Genomic DNA, 21064 nt, shown 5'->3' on the forward strand with positions numbered 1-21064 from the left:
CTCCGCGGCCTCCCCGCGGGGCCCCGTCCCCGGCCCCCGCGGCGCCCTCCTCGTCCCCTCCTCGTCCCCTCCCCTCCCCGGACCCCCGCCGCCCCCTGAGGGGTGACAAGGGTTTTCCCCGTATCGGGTTCACCCCCCCGTTCCCTACTGTCCTCCGCACCGGCAGATATCATCCCCCGAGCGCACCATGACAGGTGCATGCGGAGGGTGCTGTCCGCCGGTGGCGGCCTTGACCCGGGCCGTCGCGCCGGTGGCGGCGCACGGGCCCCCCAAGCCCAGGGAACCTCGGAAGCGACCCCACTTCGCCCCGTGCGTCCCCGCGCCGCCGCCACTGCTCCGCAGTTACGTCGTACTCGAAAGGGCCACACCTTGAACGGTTCCAGGCGGAGAGTCATATCCGTGGTCGCGAGCGCCGCGATCCTCGGTGCCGCTGCCATGACTTCCGGGGCGTTCGCCGCCACCCCGGTCGCTGCCACCCCGAAGCCGGTTCCGGCTTCGCAGACGATGCGGGCGCTTCCCAACGCCCCCGTCGAGAAGGTGATCGTCACCTACAAGAGCCGGACCGCCGAGGCCGGTTCCAACACCGCCGCGAAGAGCGACACGGCCGAGAAGGCCGCGAAGACGGGCGAGAAGCTCTCCTTCGAGCGCCGCCTCGCCGGCGGCGCCGCCCTGGTGGACCTGGGCGGCAAGGCGACCAAGCAGGACGTGAACGAGGTCATGGCCGCCTTCCGCGCCGACCCGTCCGTCGCCTCGGTCGAGCCCGACATCCGCGCCTACGCGATGGCGGTCACCCCGGACGACACCGACTACGCCAAGCAGTGGGACCTCTTCGAGCCCACCGGCGGCATGAACGTTCCCACCGCCTGGGACAAGACGACCGGCTCCGGCGTCACCGTCGCCGTCATCGACACCGGCTACGCGGCCCACTCGGACCTGGCGTCCAACGTCATCGCCGGGTACGACTTCATCTCGACCTCCGCCGACGCCCGCGACGGCAACGGCCGCGACGCGGACGCCAAGGACGAGGGCGACTGGAACGCCACCGCCGGCGAGTGCGGCACCGGCTCCACGGCCTCCAACTCCTCCTGGCACGGCACCCACGTGGCCGGCACCATCGCCGCGGTCACGAACAACACCAAGGGCATCGCGGGCATCGCGTACAACGCGAAGATCCAGCCCGTGCGCGTGCTCGGCAAGTGCGGCGGCTCGTCCTCCGACATCGCCGACGCCATCACCTGGGCCTCCGGCGGCACCGTGCCGGGCGTCCCGGCCAACCCGAACCCGGCCAAGGTCATCAACATGAGCCTGGGCGGCGCGAGCTCCACCTGCCCGAGCGTCTACCAGACCGCGATCAACGGCGCCGTCTCGCGCGGCACCACGGTCGTCGTCGCCGCGGGCAACAGCAACGCCAACGCCTCCGGCTTCACCCCCGCGAACTGCTCCGGCGTCATCACCGTCGCCTCGACCAACCGCGCGGGCGCCCGGTCGTACTACTCCAACTACGGCACCATCGTGGACGTGGCCGCACCCGGCGGCGAGACCCGCAACGCCACCGACACGCCCGGCACCGTCACCACCCCCGAGAACGCGATCTACTCCACGCTGAACTCGGGCCTGACGACCCAGTCGACCGAGACGTACAAGCCCTACCAGGGCACCTCGATGGCCGCGCCGCACATCGCCGGTCTGGCCGCCCTGCTGAAGTCGGCCAAGAGCACGCTCACCCCGGCCGACATCGAGTCCGCGATCAAGAACACCGCCCGTCCGCTGCCCGGCACCTGCACCGGCGGCTGCGGCACCGGCATCGCCGACGCCGCGAAGGCCGTGGACTCGGTCCTCAACACCACCCCGCCGACCGGCACCGTCTTCACCAACTCGACGGACGTGGCGATCCCCGACAACACCACCGTGTCGTCCTCGATCGCCGTCACCGGCCGCACCGGCAACGCCCCCGCCACCCTCAAGGTCGGCGTGGACATCAAGCACACCTGGCGCGGTGACCTGGTCGTCGACCTGGTCGCCCCCGACGGCACGGTGCGCAACCTGAAGACCTCGTCCTCCTCGGACAGCGCCGACAACGTCCAGACCACCTACACGGTCGACGCGTCGAGCGAGGTCGCCAACGGCACCTGGAAGCTCCAGGTCCGCGATGTGGCCTCGGGTGACACCGGCTACATCGACTCGTGGAGCCTCACTTTCTGACGCACCGCCCGCACCACCTCTGAACCACCCCCCACATCAGCATCATTGCTGGTCAGCGACGCGCCCGTGGTCTACACCACTGGCGCGTTCTGGCGTTGTGGGAGCGCGGCCACGCCAGGCCCCCTGTCCGTATGCCGGACAAGGGGCCTGGACTGTGCCGGTCCGCTCCGTATCCTCTGCGCACGGGGTCCATGGGCCGGACCCCGAGGGGCCGGAGGTGGTGGACAGTGACGACAGCTCCGCAGAACCCTGCCCCGGTGGGCCGGGAGGAACTCCTCACCCGCCTGGAGCGCGCCCTCCACACCCGGGGCCGCGCCCTGCTCACCGGCCCCGCCGGTGTCGGCAAGACCGAGGTGGCGCTCGCCGAGGCGGCCCGCGCGGAGGCGCGCGGCGAGACCGTGCTGTGGCTCGCGACGCTGCCGTCGGACCGTGAGATACCCGGGGCCGCGGCCGCGGCGCTCGTGGCCTCGGTGGCGGCGACCGTCACCTGGCCGGGGCTCGGCACCAGCCGCCCCGAACCGCCCGGCCCGCACGCCCACGCCACCGAGCCGTACGGTGCCGGAGGGGCCGGCGCGCCCGGAGCCGACCCGGCCGCCGCGGGCGCGCTCGCCGCCGGGCCCCTCTCCCCCGGCACGCTCGCCTCCGGGATCCTCACCTCCGGCGTGCTGAACTCCGGGATCTTCTCCTCCGGCGTCTTCGACCAGCTGCCGGGCCCCCAGCGCACCGCCGTCGCCATGCTCTGCCGCGAGGCGCCGATCGACGCCGGCGGCTGGGACCCGATCGCACTGCGCCTCGGCATCGCCCGGATCCTGCGCGCCCTGACCTGCCGCGGCCCCGTCCTGCTCGTCGTCGACGGGGTGCAGCACATCGACGCGGACAGCGCGGACCTGCTCCGGTTCGCCCTCCACCTGGCGCCGCCCGCACTGCGGGTGGTGGCGGTGGAGACCCCCGAGCCGTACGCCGAGACCCATGAGCCGTACCGCGAGAGCCACCGCCCCGAGGACCCGCACGCCGCGCACCTCTGGGTGCCGTCCGAGGCGGACGTGCTGCGCGTCCCGCCGCTGCAGGCCGACGAGATCGCCGAACTCCTCATCCACCACCGGCTGCCCTCCCGGATGGCCGGCCGCATCCACCGCGCCAGCGGCGGCAATCCGCGCCTCGCGCTCGCCGTCGGCCGCTCCCTCGCCGACGCGCGGACCCCGGTGCACCACGCGGAGGCGCTGACGCTCTCCGGACGCGCCCGCGACCTGGCCCGTCAGCTCCTGGGCGCCGCGCCCCCCGCCGTACGCGAGACCCTGCTGCTCGCGGCGCTCGCGCTGCGCCCCTCCGCCACGCTGGTGCGGCGGGCCGGGCGGCCCAGCGCGGAGGCGGACCTCGCCGCCGCCGAGCGGGCCGACCTGGTGTCGCTGTCCGAGGACGGCTCGGTGACGTTCACCGCCGGACTGCTGCCCTCCACCCTGGTGCACGACGCCTGTTGGTCCGAGCGGAGCGCCGGGCACGCGGCGCTCGCGGAGGTCGTGGACGACCCCGTCGAGGCGGTGCGGCACCGGGCGCTGGCCACCGAGCGGCCGGACGAGGAGCTCGCCGCCGAGGTCGCGGCCGCCGCCGAGGTCGCCCGGCGGCGCGGGAACAGCGCGCTCGCCGCCGAACTGGCGATGCTCGCCGCCGAGTCGACCCCGGGCCGGCACGGGACGCGGCGGATCACGCGGCTCGTCGACGCCGCCGAGGAGGCCGCCCGCGCCGCCCGCGCCGACCTCGCGATGCGGGCCGCCACCGATCTGCTCGCCCGGGACGCGGGGCCGTCCGACCGGGTCAGGGCGCGGCTCGCCGTGCTCGACACGGCCGGTCAGGGGCTCACCGGGCTCGACGAGATGTACGTCCACGCCATGGAGGACTCCGAGGGGGACACCGCCCTGCGGGCCGCCGTGCAGCTGCGGCTCGCCGTCAAGTACGTGCTGGCGGACGGCGATCCGGAGCGCTCGCGGACGGCGGCGGTCGAATCGGCCGCGCTGGCCTCCTCGATGGGCGATCCCCGGCTCGCGGCGCAGGCCCTGACCGTGCAGGCGCGGATGGAGCGGGCCCTCGGGGCCCCGGACGCCGAGGCCGTGCTCGCGCAGGCCCGTGGTCTGGAGCGGGCCGAGCGTCCGCTCGGCATCCGGAACGCCGCCCAGATCCTGACGATCCGTCACGCCCTCTTCGACGACCGGCTGAACGACGCCCGGGACGAGCTGAACGCGCTCCTGCCCCTGGTCCAGCGGCGCGGCTCGGTGGAGGACACGATCGAGCTGTTCTCCACGCTGGCCGCGATCGAGTCCCGCCGGGGCGCCTGCGCGGCCGCGCTCTCGCACGCGGGGCAGTCGCTCGCGCTCACCCTGGAGGCGGGCCTCTCCCCCGGCCCCGCCTGGTACACGCTGGCGCTGGCGGAGACGGCCGGCGGCAGCTTCGCGCGGGCCGCGAGCTATGCCCGCCGCAGCGTGCAGGCCTCGGAGGAGGAGGGCGACCGCGTCTTCCTCTCCCGCAGCCGGTACGCGCTCGGCCGCGTCCAGCTGATCACCGGCGACGTCGCCACCGCCCTGGAGACGCTGCGGCGGGTCCAGGCCGACGAGCGCGCCCAGTCGACGGTGGACCCCTCGATGCTGCGCTGGCACGAGGAGCTGGCCGAGGCGCTGCTCGCCCAGGACGCGGCCGACGAGGCCCTGGCGCTCCTGGCGGAGGTGCGGCCGGTGGCGGAGCGTCTGGGCCGGTCCACGGTCCTGCTGGGCTGCGACCGGGCGTACGCGCTGTGCCTGGCGGCGGAGGGGCGTACGGACGAGGCGGCCGAGCTGCTCACCCGTACGGCCGAGAGCTTCGGCCGGGCCGGGCTGCCGTTGGAGCGGGGGCGCGCGCTGATCGCCCTGGCGCGGGTCGAGCGCCGTCGCCGGCGCCGGTCGGCGGCGCAGACGGCCCTGCACGAGGCGGCCTCGGTGTTCGAGCGGGCCGGGGCGGCTCCGTGGCTGGCCCTGGCGAGCGAGACGCCGGCGGGCGAGGGCGCCGGTCCCGGGGCCGGCGGCGAGGAGTCGGTGCCCGCGCTCTCGTCGCTGACGGAGGCGGAGCTGCGGCTGGCCCGGCTGGTGGGCCAGGGGGCGAGCAACCAGGAGGCGGCGGCGAAGCTGTACCTGAGCGTGAAGACGGTGGAGGCGCGGCTGACCCGCATCTACCAGAAGCTCGACGTCCGCTCCCGCGCGCAGCTGGCGACGGCCCTGCGCCCGTGACGTCTCCGGGCGGTGACGGTACGCCGCCCCCGGCACCCGGCGCCCCACACCCCGCACGACCGGCCCCACCCCCGAGCACCCCCACCCCGCACCCCACCGCGGCCCGCCCCACGACGGGCCCGCGCCGAAGCCCCGGGGCGGGGCCGGGAGACCGGATCCGCCCCCGGCGCCGTCACGTGGTTCAGGCCTTCGCGGCGCCGAACCACTCGCGCAGGCTGCCGCGGAGGTCCTCCTGGTCCTCGCCGACCCACACGACGTGGCCGTCCGGCCGCAGCAGCACGGCGGGGGCGTCCAGTTCCTCGCTGACGTCGACGACGTGGTCGACGCGGTCCGCCCAGCCCTCCGCCGAGAGCCGGCCGGTCTGGTCGAGCAGCAGTCCGCGGCCGCCGTGCGTCAGCTCGTACAGCCGCCCCCGCTTCAGCGCCACGTCCCGCAGCCGCCGGCCGAGGAGTTCATGGCCCTCGCCGAGGTCGTAGCGGACGTCGACGGCGGTGATCATGCCGGTCACGTACCGGTTGACCTCCTCGAAGTCCATCAGCTCCGAGAACAGCTCCCGCAGCGCGGTGGCCCCGGGGTCACTGCCGAGCAGGGTCATCTGAGCGCGGGTGTTCTTCACGACGCGGGCGCCGACGGGGTGCCGTTCGGCCTCGTACGTGTCGAGCAGCCCCTCCGGTGCCCAGCCGGCGACCGCGCCGGCCAGCTTCCAGCCGAGGTTGAAGGCGTCCTGGATGCCGAGGTTCATGCCCTGGCCGCCGGTCGGCGGGTGGATGTGCGCCGCGTCGCCGGCCAGGAACACCCGGCCGACCCGGTAGCGCTCGGCCTGCCGGGTGGCGTCGCCGAAGCGGGACAGCCAGCGGGGCGAGTGCACGCCGAAGTCGGTGCCGGCGAAGGCCCGCAGCCGGGTCTTGAAGTCGTCGAGGGTCGGCGGGGTCGTGCGGTCCTCGGCCACGCCGTCGGCGGGCACGACGACACGGCATGCGCCGTCCCCGAGGGGCTTGAGGCCGAACCGCAGCTGGGTCTTCTGGACCTCCGCGGTGAGGGCGGCGATGGTCTCCGGGTCCGCGGTCACCTCCATGTCGCCGATGAGCGTCTCGACGGTGGCGGGCTCGCCGGGGAAGCCGACGCCGAGCAGCCTGCGCACCGTGCTGCGGCCCCCGTCGCACGCGGCGACGTAGCGGGCGCGCAGGTCGGTTCCGTCCGCGAGCTCGACGGTCACCCCGTCCTCGTCCTGAACGAGGCCGACCACCTCGGTGCCCCGCCGGATCTCCGTGCCGAGTTCGAGCGCGCGCTCGTTCAGCAGCCGCTCGCTGACCGGCTGCGGCGTGGCGAGGCCGTACGGGTGGGCCGTGTCGAGCCGCTCGGGCCACGGCTTGATCACGCCGCCGAAGAGGCCGCCGGCCTGGAACCTCTCGCTGACCGCGGCGAACCGTTCCAAAAGGCCCCGCTGGTCCATCATCTCGACGCTGCGCGCGTGCAGGCCCTGTCCGCGGGACTCCCGGGTCGGCTCGGCCAGCTTCTCCAGGACGACCACCCGCACGTCGTGCAGCCGCAGTTCGCTCGCCAGCATCAGACCGGTCGGTCCACCGCCGACCACGATCACGTCGATCATCGGTCATCCCCGTTTCCACAGTCGCTTGCTCGGAACGGAGATTCTGCGGCACGACGGGGGCCTTGCCGCAAGGCCCCCTGTGCGCTATACCTTGAGAGTGGCAAGGAGAGGGCGTCCCTCCTTGCCTTTCTGCGTTTTCCGGCCCTTCGCCGCCCGGCCGCTCAGACCGTGAAGGGGCGCTGGTTCAGGAAGTCCGGGTCCGGCGTGCCGGTCAGATGGAGGTTCGGGCTCTGGGTCGGGGGCAGCCGGCGCTGGATGTGCCGGTGGAAGGTGCGGTAGTCGCCCCGGAAGGCGCCTCCGTCCCACACCTGGAGCAGGGCCTCGGTGAAGGCGCCGTTGACGTCGCCGTCGGCGGCGACCTGGTTGTCCTGGCAGGCCGAGACGAGAAGGGCGTCGTGGCCCGTCCCCTCGGCGGAGGCGTCCTTCGCCAGGGTCCGCTGGAGCTCTTCGAGGTAGGACCGGTCGCGCTCGTAGAGCTGCCGCTGGCGCGGCTCCGGCATGTAGCGGCCCGTGCTGTCGTCCGGTCCGCCGCCGGGGAGTTCGATGCTGCTGCCGCTGTGGCAGCAGTCGAGGAGGGCGACGATCCGTACGTCGTCGGCGAAGGCGCGGAAGGCCTGCGCGACCTCGTCGTCGAGGAACTGGCGGTCGTAGAACACGAGGGTCTCGTCGAGGGCGTCGGGCTCGTCGTCGGGGCCCGTGACGTCGGGGACCTGGCCGCCGTGGCCCGAGTAGGTGAAGAGCAGGATGTCGCCGGGGACCAGCCGGGCGGCGGCGTCGCGGAGCACGGAGGTGACGTTGGCGACCGTGCCGTCCGGGGTGAGCAGGGTGGTGGTCTCGAAGCCGGCGGTCCTGGCCAGCCGTGCCATGTCGCGGGCGTCGTTCTCGCAGGCGACCAGGGTGCCGTCCCAGCCCTCGTATCGGGCGGGGTCGACGCGGTTCAGTCCGACGTGCAGGGAGAGTCCGGTGGCCATGGGGTGCCTCCTCGTGCGGAGCGGGGGGTCGCCGGGGCGGGAGAGCCGGGGCGGGGAGTGCGGGGGAACCAGGAGCTCGGGGAACCGGGAACGCGGGGGCGGGGAACGCCGGGGCCGAGGGGGACGCCGGGGGCGGGGCCTCCGGGCGGGCCGGGGAGCCGGGGATGCCGGAGGCCCGGTGCCGCCGGGGCGGCTGATCGAGTGGCCTGTGGCCCTGCGCCGAGGACGACCCCTCCACGCGGTACTTACATCGTATGAACCCTTCCGACCCTCCGCCCCCTCCCGCTTCGCCCGTCGTCGCCGGAGCCGACGCCCGCCGCGCCGCCCTCGCCGGCCGGACCGGCTACGACGAGACCTTCCTCGGCCCCGTCGTCCCGCTGGCGCTCCCGGTCCGGGACACGGTCGAGACGGTGATCCTGCCGTACACCCACTTCACCGTGGTCTTCCGGCCCGACCGGCGGCTCGCGGCCTCGACCGCGGTCTGCATCGAGGGCGGGAGCCTCCTGGAGGACGTGCCCCGGGAGGACGTCTGGGAGTTCGACCCCCGGCTGCCGGAGGAGCAGCAGGCCGGCAACGAGATCTACCGGAACAACAGCCTCGACCGGGGCCATCTGGTCCGCCGGCTCGATCCGGTCTGGGGCGCCCCCGCCGTGGCGGCCCTGGCCAACACGGACACCTTCCACTTCACCAACGCCGCTCCCCAGGCGGACGTCTTCAACCAGGGCAAGGAGCTCTGGCAGGGCCTGGAGAACTACCTGCTCGACCACGCCGCCGAGTACGACCGGAAGCTGACGGTCCTCACCGGCCCGGTGCTCCAGGACTCCGACCCGCCGTACCGGGGCCTGCAGGTGCCGCTGCGGTTCTGGAAGGTGGCCGCGTTCATGCAGGACGGGGCGCTCGCCGCCGCCGCGTACGTCCTCGACCAGAGCCCCGACCTCAGCCGGGACGCGGAGCGGGCCCTGGCGGGGGCGACGGCCGGCGCGCCGCCGCCGCTGGGCCCGTTCCGCACGTACCAGGTGCCCGTCTCGGACGTCGCGGAGATCACCGAGCTGGAGTTCGGGCCGCTGCCGGACGTGGACGTGATGCCGGTCTTCCGCGCCCCGGAGGAGCGCTGGCGGCGCCTGGAGTCGTACGGGGACATGGTGCTGCACCCCTGACTCCGGCGGGGCCGCGAGCAGCGATTGCGGCCCTTCCCGCCCGGTGAAACGATGAGAGGGATCAGCCAGTTCGTCTGGCCTCGACCGGTCACGACCGGTCACGACCGATCTCGTCAGGTCCGGCGCCGGAGCGACCGGCGCTGCGCTGAGAGCGCCGGGCAGGTGCGGTATGCCGCTCACGGAGACCGAGTGGGGGCTCGTCGCCGGCTGGGTACGGGACCATCTCCTCGACACCCCCGAGCCACGGGGCCGGCTGCTGCGCGCGGGCCTTCCGGCCGACTTCGTCGAGGACCTGCCGCTCACCCCGGACCCCGGCCGGAACGCCCTGCTCGTGGTCGCGGCGGCCCGCCGGGACATCGCCCACCAGCGCCGGCTGCTCTCCGTGCTCGCGGGTCTCGACGCGCTGGCCGCGATCGACGATCCGCACGGCTTCGAGCAGGGCGCCGAGGCCCGGAACCTGCTGACCCGGCTGCGGGAGGACGAGCGGCTGCGCCGTTCCCCCCGGGACCCCTTCCACAGCACGCTCCTGAAGCACGGCACCGAGGTGTTCCTGGACCGGGGCGAGCTGCGCGAGAAGCTCCGGGCCTTCCTGGCCGACCCGGAGCAGACGGTGTTCGTCGTCGACGGGCCCCCGGACAGCGGCCGCTCCTACACGTACGAGCTGATCCGCCACCTCGGCCAGCACTGCGACTTCCGTCCGGTCCGGGTCACGCTCTCCCGGACGTCCACGGCGGCGCGGCTGATGGAGCGGCTCTCGGCCTTCGTGGCGGGCCCGCAGGGCGACCGGGTCCCGCTGGACCCCACACGGTTGAACGATCCACTGCCCTGCTTCGAGGACGCCGCGCACCGGATCGTCGCCCGGGCGACCGCCGCCGAGGAGGGCTTCTGGCTGGTCCTCGACGACTGCGACCGGCTCGACCCGCACTCGGACGTGTGGGACTGCATCGGCGTCCTCGCGCGGGCGATCTACGAGCACACCCCGGTCCGTGCCGAGACCGTGCCCCGCCTCGTCCTGCTCGGGTACGCGCCGACCATGCGCCAGCTCCCGTACGAGGTCCGCAAGAACGAGTGCCGGGACACGACGCGCCTCGCCGACGAGAACGATCTGCGGTCGTTCTTCCGTGAGTTCTTCGCCGACGCCGCCCCCGCCGGACAGGAGGAGACCGTCCACGAGCTCACGGAGACGGCCGTGGCCGAGGTGCTGCGGGCCGTCGAGTCGCCCTCGACGGAAGACAGCTACATGCGGCGGCTGTGCACGGCCGTGGAGGACGTCGTACGGCTCCACCGGGCGCTCCCGCCGACGTCACCGCCGCCGGGCGAGGCCGGTCACGTGCTGCGGGACGCGCTGCGCACCGGTCTCGCCGCCCCCGCCGCCGCACTGCCCGGTCTGCGCAGCTCCTACCGCGAGGCCGCCTGCCTGCTCCAGGAGTTCGACCCCGCGCGGCTCCGGCTCGCCGGCGAGGAGCGGGCCACGGGGCGGGCCGCCCTGGAGCTCGTCGACGACTGCACGGCCCTGCCGGCGGCCGGCGCCACCGCGTGGACGCTCAAGCCCGAGATCCGCGACGCGGCGCTGGCCGGCCTCGCGGGCCCCGGCGCCGCCCTGCGCGCCCTGCGGGCCAACATCGGCCTCCGGCCCGAGGGCCCCGGCCCGGAGCGGACGGCCCTCGCCCTGCTGACGGGCGCGGGCCTGCCGCCCGCGGGGACGGAGCCGGCCGGGACGGAGCCTGCGGACCCGGGCACCGACTCCCACGACGAGGTCGAGGTGCTCTCCGACGCGCTGCAGGCCACGCTCTGGCTGAGCCGGGTCCCGGGCGTGACCGGACTGCCCGAGGTCGACGAGGTGCAGCACCGCCTGGAGCGGGCCCGGCTCCTCCAGCCGATGCGCCGTCTCGTGCGGGGGACCTTCCACGGTCGCACCGCCGAACTCGACGCCCTGCACGCCTATCTCGCGCTGCCCGAGGAGCCGGCGGAGCCCCCCGTCCTCCTGCACGGCGTCGGCGGCATCGGCAAGAGCACCCTGCTCGCCAAGTTCCTGATCGACGCGCTCGCCGCCGCGGGCCCCGCCGGATTCCCCTTCGCCCACATCGACTTCGCGCGCCCGACGCTCTCCATCCACGAACCCGCCACCGTGCTCGCCGAGATGGCCCGGCAGCTGGGCGTCCACCATCCGGCCCACCGCGCGGCCTTCGAGGAGCTCGCCGACGAGTGCGAGCGGACGGCGTCGCTCCAGCGCGGCGAGCGCAACGAGCTCGACGAGCTCCACCGGCTGGCCGGCACCCGGGCGACGCTCGGCCGCGACTACTCGTCCGACTTCCACGCCCGGGCCAGCGCCCGCGAGCAGGAGCTCGCCCACCGGGTCGCGTCCCTGGTCGCCGAGGCCGTCCGGCCCGAGCCGGGCGAGGCGCCGCCGCCGCTGGTCGTGGTCGTCGACTCCTTCGAGGAGGCCCAGTACCGGGGCTCGCCCGTCATCGCCCGCATGTGGGCCGTCTGGACGGCCCTGCGGGCGGCCTACTCCCGGCTCCGGTTCATCGTCTCCGGGCGCGCGCCGATCGACCATCCGGCCCGGGTCCTGACCCCGCGCACGATGGAGCTGACCGAGCTGGACCGCGAGGCCTCCGTGGACCTGCTGATGTCCTCCGGGGTGACCGACGAGCCGCTCGCCGAGGACCTCGCCGACCGCATCGGCGGCCATCCGCTGAGCCTCAAGCTCGCGGCGCGGACGGCGGTCGCCCTGGGCGTGGACTCCCCCGCGCTCGGCGAACTGCTGCGCGGGCTGCCCTCCCGACGCCGCTACTTCGACCGCCAGGTCGACCAGATGCTCATCCAGGGCACGCTGTACGACCGGCTGCTCAAGCACATCGCGGAGGACGACGTCCGGGTCCTCGTGCAGGCGGGACTCGCCCTCCGCTTCATCACCCCCGACCTGATCCGGGAGGTGCTGGCGAAGCCGGCGGGGCTCGTGGTGGAGAGCGGCGGGGAGGCCCGCAGGCTCTACGGGCTGCTCACCTCCCGGGTGGACCTGATGGAGTCGGCGGGACCGGAGGCCATCCGGCACCGGACCGATCTGCGGGCGATCATGCTGCGCCTGTCGGACAAGGCGCGGACCGATCTGATGCGGGCGGTGGACCGGAGGGCCGTCGCGTACTACGCGGCCCGCGAGGGGTCCCGGGAGCGCGCCGAGGAGATCTACCACCGGCTCCGGCTCGGCGAGAACCCCCGCACGGTGGAGGACCGTTGGGAGCCGGGCGTCGCGCCCTACCTGGGCGGCTCGACGTACCGGGAGATGGCGCACCGCTCGGCGGCGTTCCTCCTCGGCCGGATCGGCGGCCACGTGCCCGACCAGATCATGACCGAGGCCGACCAGGAGGACTGGGAGCGGATCGCGGCGCGCGAGGTCGAGGACCTGCTCACCCAGGGGTACGTGGAGGCCGCCGAACAACGGCTCTCGGAGCGGCGGCCGTGGACGCCGTGCAGCAGGCTGCACGCGCTGCTCGCCGAGACGCTCGCCCGCTCGGGGCGGACGGCGGAGGCCCGCGAGGGCGCCGAGCGGGCCGTGGACCGGGCGGAGGAGGCCGGGTGCGCGGAGACCCAGCTCGAACTGCTCCAGCTGTCGGCCCGGCTCGCCCAGGACTCGGGCGACTTCGCGGAGGCGGACCGTGACCTCCAGGAGGCGGAGGAGGTCGCCGCGGGTCTCGGGCTGCGCTACGAGTCGCTGGGGGTGCTGGTGGCCCGGTCGCGCCTCGCGGCGCTCGCGGACGTGGACGCCGCCCCGGCGGAGGAGCGCCTGGCCCGGACGCTGCGCGGGATGCCGGACGCGGACCTGGCCCGGCAGCCCTCCCTGGCCCGTACGGCCGCGGCCGCGGCGTACCGGGCGGACCCCCGGCTCCTGGAGCACACGCTGCGGCTGGTGGGGCTCCCGGCCGACGAGGAGGCGGTGGTGACCGAGCTGGCCCGCTGGATCGACGCCACCCTCACCGACGAGCCCGGCCTGCGCGGACCGCTGACCCGCGTCCTGGAGTCCGCCGCCGGCTCCGAGACCTTCCTCGACGAGGACCGCCCGGACCTGGAGGGCATCGAGCGGGCCCTGCGGGAGGCGCGGGGGCGCGGCACCCTGGACAGCGTCGCCCGGCAGGTGCTCACGCTCCGGGACGACAGCGGATCCCTGCTCTTCGGGGTGGCCTCGGCGATGGACGCGGGCCCGGCCCCGGGCGGCGCCGGCGCTCCCCTGCCGCCCCCGCCCGGAGCGGCCGTCGACGGACACGGCGCCGAGCGGGGCACCGGAGCGCGCCTCCTGCCGGGGCACACCGGTCCGCGCCCCGGCCAGGGAGGCACGGGCCTGTGGACCCGGCCGCCGCCGAACGCCGCCGGGGCCGCGCTCCGGAAGGTGCCGTTCCTGCCGCAGGCGGAGCTGGTCCGGGTCCGCAACGCCGCCCTGGAGGCGGGGCTCGCCGACCGGGCCCTGCGCCCGACGCTGCTCAAGGGCATCCCGGGCTACTTCACGGCCACGCTCGAACCGCTGGAGGACCCCCGGGAGCAGACGCACGCCGACCTCGACGCGATGAACCAGGTGGAGCGGCTCCTCGACGGTCTGGTGCCGCTGGAGATCTGGCTGCACAACGCGGTCGAGCAGACCCACGAGCCGGGCCCGCGCGCCGTGCTCCAGGGCGCCCTGGACGCCGTGGCCCACGCGATCACCGGCGAGGCGGAGCTCCCGGCGGAGATGATGCCCGGGGAGATGAAGGAGGAGATCGTCCTCCAGGACGACACGGTGCCGTACGGGTTCCTGCACGGCGGCATCCGGGCCGGCTCCTCCGTCGCGCTGCTGCGGATCCCGCCGTACGAGTCGGGCGCGCCGCTCCTCCCCTCGTACCCGCACGGCGGCACCGGCTGGATGATCGCCCCCGGGCTGCTGATCACCAACCACCACGTGGTGATGGCCCGTTCGTGGGAGTCGGGCGTCCGGCCGTACGTGAGCGACGAGGACCTGCGGCTCCAGGCGCTGATGTCGCGCTCCCGCTTCGACTTCGTCGAGGACGCGGCGGGCGCGCCGGAGGCGACGGCCGGCGAGCTCGAGGCCTGGGACGAGGCGCTCGACTACGCGATCGTGCGGCTCTCCGGCGGCCAGGAGGAGCGGCCGACGCTCCGGATCGCCACCCGGCCGCTGCTCGTCCGGGAGCGGCAGCGCGTCCCGGTCAACATCATCCAGCACCCGGGCGGTCTCCCGAAGCGGGTCGCGCTGCGCAACAACCTGGTCTACCGGGCGGACGAGCAGGACCTCCTGTACTTCACCGACACCCGGGGCGGTTCCTCCGGCTCCCCGGTCTGCCTCGACGACTGGACGGTCGTGGGGCTGCACCGGGGGACGCGGAAGGTGGACGAGGTCGAGTTCCAGGGCGCCCGGACGCGGTTCGTGAACGTGGGCACCCAGATGAGCGGCATCCTGGCCCATCTGCGGGATGTCCGGCCCGAGTTGCACGAGGAGATCATGGCGGCCCAGTCGGGGCGGCCCGTCCGGGGGGAAGCGAACGCGAAGCCGAGGTGAGCGACCATGCCGAACGGACCACGAAGCGTGTCGCCGGTGGCGACCGGTGCCGAGCGGATCTTCGGTGATCTGCGGGAGGTGGCCGCGCGGGTGCGCGCGGAGCTGGAGGCGGAGATCGCCGAGTCCGCGCTCGAACTGCCCGCCGACGCCGCGCCGGCGGCCGAGATCTCCCGCTTCGCCCGTGACGAGCGGGCCCGCGTCCTGGAGGCGGGGGTCAGCGGTCTGGAGAAGCTGGCCGGGCACCGCGAGGACGAGCTCGACGAGAGCGAGGTCTTCGGGGTGGAGGCGATCGTCCTCCTGGAGGGCCGCCCCGCGATCCTGGTCCAGCGCCAGGACTTCGCCCCGCAGCACGACGAGTGGTCGGTGCTCGAACCGCAGCGGCCCGCGATCCGGGAGTCGCTCGCGCGGGTCGGCCGGGTCGAGGTCACCGGGCATCCCAGCCTGGACTGGATCGGCACGGCGTTCCTGGTCGGTCCGCGCACGGTGATGACGAACCGCCACGTGGCGGCGGAGTTCAGCCGCCTGGAGGACGAACGCTGGACGCTGGAGTTCGGCATGTCGGCGCGGGTCGACCCGGGGGAGGAGCTGCCCGTCGAGGGCGAGCCGCCCGGGCCCTCGGTGCCGTACGAGATCACCGACGTCATCGGCATCCACCCCGACGTCGACATGGCCCTGCTCCGCGTCGAGCCCGCGACCGAGGACGGCCTGCCGACACCGCTGGCGGTCGCGGCGGACGCGCCGGCGAGCCTGCCGGGCCGCCCGGTGTACGTGGTCGGCTACCCGGCCTGGGACGGCCGGCGCAACGAGCCCGAGTCGATGCGCCGGATCTTCATGGACGTCTACAACGTGAAGCGGCTCCAGCCGGGCGCGGCCACCGAGTTCACGCCGGGCGGCCTGGTGATGAAGCACGACTGCTCGACGCTCGGCGGCAACAGCGGCTCCCCGGTGTTCGACCTCGCCGACCACCGGGTCCTCGGGCTGCACTTCGGCGGCCGCTACCGCACGGGCAACTTCGCCGTGCCGCTCTGGGAGCTGGTGGAGGACCCGCTGCTCGAGAAGGCGGAGGTCAACTGGGTCTGAACCGGCCCTACCCGGCGAGCGCGACGGCGTACGTGCCGCGGGCGGCGGTCCCGTCGGGAAGGCGCCACTCGGCCGTGACCCGGCCCCGGGCCGGGGCGCCGTCCGCGCCGGGGCGCAGGACGCGCCGGAGCCGGAGCGTCAGCGGCGCGGCCGTGTCGGTCTCCCGCACCTCCACGTCGGTGTGGTCGGGGCCTTCCGTGACCCGTACGAGCTCCGCGCCGGTGCCGGCGGGGGCGAGCGAGGCGGCGACGGTGGGGTCGACCGTGTCGTCGACGGACTGGTGCTGCGCCTCGGCCCGGCCGGCGAGCAGGGCGTACAACTGGGCGACGAGCACCGGGTCGTGGGCGCCGTCGTAGATCCAGCGCGTGCCGAGGACGCCGTGTTCGGAGGTGCCGATGAGGGCGTGCCCGGCGCCCTCCAGGGGCGCGCCCCGGTAGGTCATCGGGACCAGGTAGGCGACCGCGTCCGGCCCGGTGCCGTCGGTGACGGCCATGAACTCGATGCCCACCTCGCCGGCGGGGTCGTCCAGCCGGAAGCCGCCCGCCTTGGCCGGGCGCGGCTCCCCGGCCGCACCGGCGTACCAGGCGCGGGTGGGCAGCCAGGAGGCGAGCAGTTCCAGCTTGGTGGGCTGCATCGTGGTGTGGTGGATGACGGCCATCGTGCGCATCTCCCTCTGGGCCCGGGGCGGAGGACCCCGGGGCGTAGAAGCCTGGTGGCAAAGAACCGCAACCTAACAGACGGGAACGGGCCGCGATGCGGGCGTGTCCACGCCGTCCTAGCCTGGAGGTGGAGTGTTGTCCCCGGCCGGCAGGAGGCCCTCCGTGAGGTGCTCGCCCACTCGAATCCGGCGCGTCTGCGTGACGTTCGCGGCCCTGGGGATCCTCGTCGTCCCCGTCGGCGCGGGCGCGGCCTTCGCCGAGGAACCGCCCGGCCCCGCCGCCCTCGTGGCGGCGGCCCCCTCCCCCTCGGCGGACGCGGGCTTCCCGCAGCTCACCCCGGCCGTCGCCGCCCGCCTGGACCGGGCGGTCCAGGACGTGATGAAGGAGACGGGCGTCCCGGGCGTCACCGTCGGCCTCTCGGCGCCCGGCAAGGGCACGTACATCCGCTCCTTCGGGACCGCCGACAAGGCCACCGGGCAGCCCATGAACCCCGGGCTCTACATGCGGATCGGCAGCGAGACCAAGACGTTCACCGTGACCGCCCTGCTCGAACTGGTCGACCAGGGCAAGGTGAGCGTGGACGACCCGATCTCGAAGTACGTGGACGGGGTGCCGAACGGCGACAGGATCACCCTGCGCAACCTCGCCTCCATGCGCAGCGGCCTCTTCAACTACTCGGCGGACGAGGGCTTCTACAAGGCGCTCACGTCCGATCCCTACCGCCCCTTCACCCCGCAGGAGCTGCTCTCCTACTCCTTCAAGCACCCGGTCCAGTTCCAGCCGGGCGCCGAGTTCGACTACTGCAACACGAACCTGATCCTGCTGGGGCTCGTGGTGGAGAAGGTCAGCGGGACGCCCCTGCACGAGTTCGTCCAGAAGAACGTGGTCGAGCCGGCGGGGCTGCGCCACACGGTCTTCCCGACGGACGCCGCGTTCCCGAGCCCGCACGCCCACGGCTACACCGTGCAGACCGCCTCGGGGAAGCTGGAGGACTCCACCGACTGGAACCCCTCCTGGGGCTGGGCGGCCGGTGCGATGATCTCCGACCTCCAGGACCTGCGCACCTGGGCCCGGGTGGTCGCGACCGGGACCCTGCTGACGCCGAGGACACAGGCCGAGCGGCTGAAGACGTACCCCTCGGGCGTCCCCGGCGCCGGTTACGGCCTCGGCATCTTCGACGTCCAGGGCTGGATCGGCCACAACGGCTCCCTGCCGGGCTACGAATCGCTCACGATCTACCTTCCGGAGGCCAAGGCCACGCTGGTCGTCCTCCTCAACACCGACGTCCTGCACGACAACAACGAGCCCAGCACGCTCTTCGGCCAGGCCATCACCCGGATCGTGACCCCGGACCACGTCTTCGACATCCCGGCCACGGAAGCCAAGCCGAGTCCGAGCGGAAGCTGACGCGCGTCCCCCCGTCCCGCGACCACCCGCCTGTTAACCTCCTCTTCGTCCTGAATGATCCCTCGGCGGTCGTCCGTGCCGCCGCAGAGTCGGGAGCAGCAATGACCGGTGGACCCGAGCCCATCAGCGCCGTCGCCCGCGAGGAGCTCGAACGCGAGCTCGCCCAGCTGCGCACCGAGCGCGAGGCCGTCGCCGCCACCCTGCGGGACGGCGGTGGCGACGAGGTCGGCGACCGGGCCGACCAGGCCGACGAACTGCAGCGCGCCGACGACCTCGACCGACTGGACGGCGACATCCGGGAGATCGAGGGGCGGCTCCGGGAGGGGTCCGTCGCGGCGCCCCCGTCCTCCGAGGCGGTCGGGGTGGGCAGCAGCGTGACCTTGCGGTTCGAGGACGGCACCGAGTCGACGGTACAGATCGGCGAGCTCGCGAACGCCCTGGACGCGAACCTGGTCACCGCCGACAGCCCGCTCGGCCGGGCCCTGCTCGGCCACGGCGCCGGCGACACCGTCACGTACGAGACGCCCGAGGGCCGGACGACCGCGGTCGTGCTCTCGCTCGGCTGACGGCGCCGCGCGAGCCGTGGCGGCGTCGCCGACGGCCGCGCCGGTCAGCCCGTGACGATCCCGGTGACGAGGTTGATGGTGGTGGCCAGGATGCTCGCCCCGAAGACGTACGACAGCAGACAGTGCCGCAGGACGACCGACCGGACCGTGGGGCTGGAGACGTTCGTGTCGGAGACCTGGTAGGTCATGCCGAGGTTGAAGCTGAAGTACAGGAAGTCGCTGTACTTCGGCGGGGCCGGGGAGTTGAAGTCGATCCCGCCGCCGGGCTTCAGGGCGTAGTAGAGGTACGCGTACCGGGTGGCGTACGTCAGGTGGAGCGCCGCCCAGGCCATGAAGACGCCGCAGAGCGCGGTCGCGGCGGCCGCGTGGCTCAGGGCCGTGTGGCCGACCAGGAGCAGCACGACGATGGCGACGAGTCCGGCCAGGGAGGTCGCGACGACGAGGAGTTCCTCGACGACGGGCCGGAACTCCTCGCGCCGGACGTTCCGGTGGGTCGTGGCGGCGTCCATGGGCCACAGGGAGATCCAGCCGCTGACGACGAAGAGGGTCTCGGCCGTGGCGATGCCGGCGAGGACGCCCAGCGGCGTGTCGGTCACGGCGACGGCCGCGCCGGCCGCCGCCCCGGCGAGCGCCGAGACGGCGAGCCGGGGCACGGCGCCGAGGAGGCGCGGGTCCATCGGCTCAGGACTCCAGGACGACGACGGCCTCGTCCGTGTAGACCAGGAAGGTCAGCGTCTCCTGGAGGTACAGCTCCACGCCGGCCGCGTCGTGCGCGGTGTAGCCGATCGCCACGTCCTGGCCGATGCGCAGTTCGAAGTCGCCGCCCCGGGTGGAGAGGACGAGGCCGCCGTCGAGGGCGGGCGCCCAGATCGGGGAGCCGTCGAGCATCCGGGCGAGGTGGGCCGCGATCGGGTAGCCGTGGTCGGAGGTCTCGCTGACCGCCCGGTACTGGTCGGCGCCGAGCAGCAGGGCGTACGGTCCGTCGACGCCGGCGAGCCGCAGGGCGGTGAGGGCCCGGCTGACCGCGTCGGGGTAGTCGCGCGCTTCGGTCGGCAGCCGCAGCACCGGGTTGGAGCTGCGGCCGCGCAGCCCTTCGACCCCGGCGGCCTCGTACCCCTCGAAGACCGTGCGGTCCTCGATGAGCGCCAGGGCGCGGGCCGCGTCCTTGACGGGCTGCCAGTCGGAGTCCTTGGAGCCGCGCTCGACGTCGTCGACGGCGGCCCGGTCGACGGTGAACGGCACCCGGACCTCGACGAGGGGCCGCGCCTCGCGCAGCCGTGCCGTGACGCCGGGCGCGGGCGCCGCCAGGTCGGAGAGGTGGCCCGTGCCGACGGCCGAGAGCTCCGGTCCGGCCGGGTCGGGGACGTCGACGACGCGGCGGCCCGCGACGTTGCGGCGGAAGGTGCGGCGGGCCTCCTCCTCGATCTCGGCCCAGGCGGCCGCGGTGATCGGGGCGAGTTCGCGGTGGAGGTTGCTGGTGGACTCGGGGGACGTCATGGGGCGAGGGCTCCTTTCAGGCTGCCGATGCCCAGGGTCTCCCCCGGGGCTGCGGCGGCCGGCGGGGCGGGGAGGTCGTCGAGGAGGTCGGCGCTCGGCACGAAGAAGAGGCCGCCGGTCACGGCCCGGGAGAAGTCGAGGATGCGGTCCGTGGTGCCGGGGGGATCGCCGAGGAACATGTTGCGCAGCATCCGCTCGGTCACGGCGGGCGTCCGCGCGTAGCCGATGAAGTAGGTGCCGAACTCGCCGGTGCCGACCTGGCCGAACGGCATGTTGGCGCGGAAGATCTGCTGCTGGACGCCGTCCTCGTCGGTGATCGTGTTCAGCGTGACGTGCGAGTCGGCGGGCTTGGCGTCGTCGGACAGCTCGATGTTGGAGCCCTTGGCGCGTCCGATGACGTGCTCCTGCTGCTCGACGGTGAGCGCGTCCCAGGCCGCCATGTCGTGCACGTACTTCTGGACCATCACGTAGCTGCCGCCCCGGAAGTCCGGGTCCTCGTCGCCGATGTGGACCGCGTCGGCGGCCGTCGTGCCCTCGGGGTTCTCGCTGCCGTCGACGAAGCCGAGCAGGTCGCGGTCGTCGAAGTACGCGAAGCCGTGCACCTCGTCGACGACGGTCACGGCGGCGCCCAGGGCGGCCACGATGTGCCTGGCCAGTTCGAAGCAGAGGTCCAGGCGCCGGGCTCGCAGGTGGAAGAGCAGGTCGCCGGGGGTGGCCGGGGCGCGGTGGCGGGGGCCCCGGAGCGCCGGAAAGGGATGCAGCTCGCGCGGGCGGGGGCCCCCGACGAGCCGGTCCCATCCCTCGGATCCGATGCCGGCGACGCAGGTGAGGTACGAGTCGGGGGCGCGGAACGCCACCGAACGGGTCAGTCCCGTCAGGTCCCGGAGCGCCTCCCGCACCGCGGTCTCACCGCCCGGGTTGACGGTGGCCACCAGGAAGACGGCCGCCTGCGAGGGCGGGGCGACGACGGACTGGGGTACGACCATGGCGCTCCCACGAGAGGTCGGCGAAAAGCGGAGGAAAGGGACAGCGTCAGCCTAGGGGCGCATGATCCGGTACGCAGCCCGGACACCCCTTCGGGCGTGGGGTGGCAGGCGCCTGGTGGCGGCCTTAGCCTGCCCGA

The 21064-nt window shown here is 74.3% G+C and carries 13 protein-coding genes; 7 read left to right on the forward strand and 6 right to left on the reverse strand.

What is annotated here, in order from left to right; genetic code table 11:
- The first annotated feature begins 435 nt into the window (after nucleotides 1–435).
- Both ACFYUZ_RS19140 and ACFYUZ_RS19145 read left to right on the forward strand, forming a co-directional pair.
- A complete protein-coding gene (locus tag ACFYUZ_RS19140; protein ID WP_389310678.1) occupies nucleotides 436–2202 on the forward strand; it encodes a S8 family serine peptidase in 1767 nt (588 codons plus the stop codon).
- 227 nt (nucleotides 2203–2429) lie between these two features.
- Complete coding sequence (locus ACFYUZ_RS19145) at nucleotides 2430–5453, forward strand: AAA family ATPase (RefSeq protein ID WP_389310680.1); 3024 nt, start codon at nucleotides 2430–2432, stop codon at nucleotides 5451–5453.
- Nucleotides 5454–5634: 181 nt separating this feature from the next.
- Here the strand turns inward: ACFYUZ_RS19145 and rox are convergent, their stop codons facing one another.
- The gene (gene rox / locus ACFYUZ_RS19150; RefSeq protein ID WP_389310682.1) at nucleotides 5635–7062 is read right to left on the reverse strand and encodes a rifampin monooxygenase; all 1428 of its coding nucleotides are present in this window, start codon (nucleotides 7060–7062) and stop codon (nucleotides 5635–5637) included.
- Between the two features lie 161 nt (nucleotides 7063–7223).
- Nucleotides 7224–8033, reverse strand: coding sequence for a caspase domain-containing protein (locus ACFYUZ_RS19155; protein WP_389310684.1), 810 nt, complete (start codon nucleotides 8031–8033; stop codon nucleotides 7224–7226).
- 254 nt (nucleotides 8034–8287) lie between these two features.
- On the opposite strand from ACFYUZ_RS19155, the gene ACFYUZ_RS19160 reads away from it, so the two are divergent.
- From ACFYUZ_RS19160 to ACFYUZ_RS19170, 3 genes are all read left to right on the forward strand, one after another.
- Complete coding sequence (locus tag ACFYUZ_RS19160; RefSeq protein ID WP_389310686.1) at nucleotides 8288–9190, forward strand: DNA/RNA non-specific endonuclease; 903 nt, start codon at nucleotides 8288–8290, stop codon at nucleotides 9188–9190.
- Between the two features lie 169 nt (nucleotides 9191–9359).
- On the forward strand, nucleotides 9360–14732 hold the full coding sequence (locus ACFYUZ_RS19165; protein WP_389310688.1) for a trypsin-like peptidase domain-containing protein: 5373 nt from the start codon (nucleotides 9360–9362) through the stop codon (nucleotides 14730–14732).
- 6 nt (nucleotides 14733–14738) lie between these two features.
- Nucleotides 14739–15812, forward strand: a complete 1074-nt coding sequence (locus ACFYUZ_RS19170) for a trypsin-like serine peptidase (RefSeq protein WP_389310690.1) — start codon at nucleotides 14739–14741, stop codon at nucleotides 15810–15812.
- 7 nt (nucleotides 15813–15819) lie between these two features.
- Here ACFYUZ_RS19170 and ACFYUZ_RS19175 read toward each other — a convergent pair whose 3' ends face one another.
- Complete coding sequence (locus tag ACFYUZ_RS19175) at nucleotides 15820–16470, reverse strand: 1,4-alpha-glucan branching protein (RefSeq protein WP_389310692.1); 651 nt, start codon at nucleotides 16468–16470, stop codon at nucleotides 15820–15822.
- A 199-nt stretch (nucleotides 16471–16669) separates the two neighbouring features.
- Between ACFYUZ_RS19175 and ACFYUZ_RS19180 the strand changes: the two genes are divergently transcribed.
- Both ACFYUZ_RS19180 and ACFYUZ_RS19185 read left to right on the forward strand, forming a co-directional pair.
- Nucleotides 16670–17878, forward strand: a complete 1209-nt coding sequence (locus ACFYUZ_RS19180; protein WP_389310694.1) for a serine hydrolase domain-containing protein — start codon at nucleotides 16670–16672, stop codon at nucleotides 17876–17878.
- 101 nt (nucleotides 17879–17979) lie between these two features.
- Entirely contained in the window at nucleotides 17980–18444 is a 465-nt protein-coding gene (locus ACFYUZ_RS19185) for a GreA/GreB family elongation factor (protein WP_389310696.1), read from the forward strand.
- 44 nt (nucleotides 18445–18488) lie between these two features.
- On the opposite strand, the gene ACFYUZ_RS19190 is transcribed toward ACFYUZ_RS19185, so the two are convergent.
- From ACFYUZ_RS19190 to ACFYUZ_RS19200, 3 genes are read right to left on the reverse strand one after another with little or no spacing between them, the layout of a single operon-like run.
- Nucleotides 18489–19121, reverse strand: a complete 633-nt coding sequence (locus ACFYUZ_RS19190; protein ID WP_389310698.1) for a DUF1345 domain-containing protein — start codon at nucleotides 19119–19121, stop codon at nucleotides 18489–18491.
- A gap of 4 nt (nucleotides 19122–19125) precedes the next feature.
- A complete protein-coding gene (locus ACFYUZ_RS19195) occupies nucleotides 19126–19941 on the reverse strand; it encodes a family 1 encapsulin nanocompartment shell protein (protein WP_389310700.1) in 816 nt (271 codons plus the stop codon).
- The gene (locus tag ACFYUZ_RS19200; RefSeq protein WP_389310702.1) at nucleotides 19938–20927 is read right to left on the reverse strand and encodes a Dyp-type peroxidase; all 990 of its coding nucleotides are present in this window, start codon (nucleotides 20925–20927) and stop codon (nucleotides 19938–19940) included. The genes ACFYUZ_RS19195 and ACFYUZ_RS19200 overlap by 4 nt, the downstream gene beginning before the upstream one ends.
- Between the last annotated feature and the right edge of the window lie 137 nt (nucleotides 20928–21064).

This window comes from Streptomyces sp. NPDC004266 (assembly GCF_042874095.1).
GTDB lineage: Bacteria > Actinomycetota > Actinomycetes > Streptomycetales > Streptomycetaceae > Streptomyces.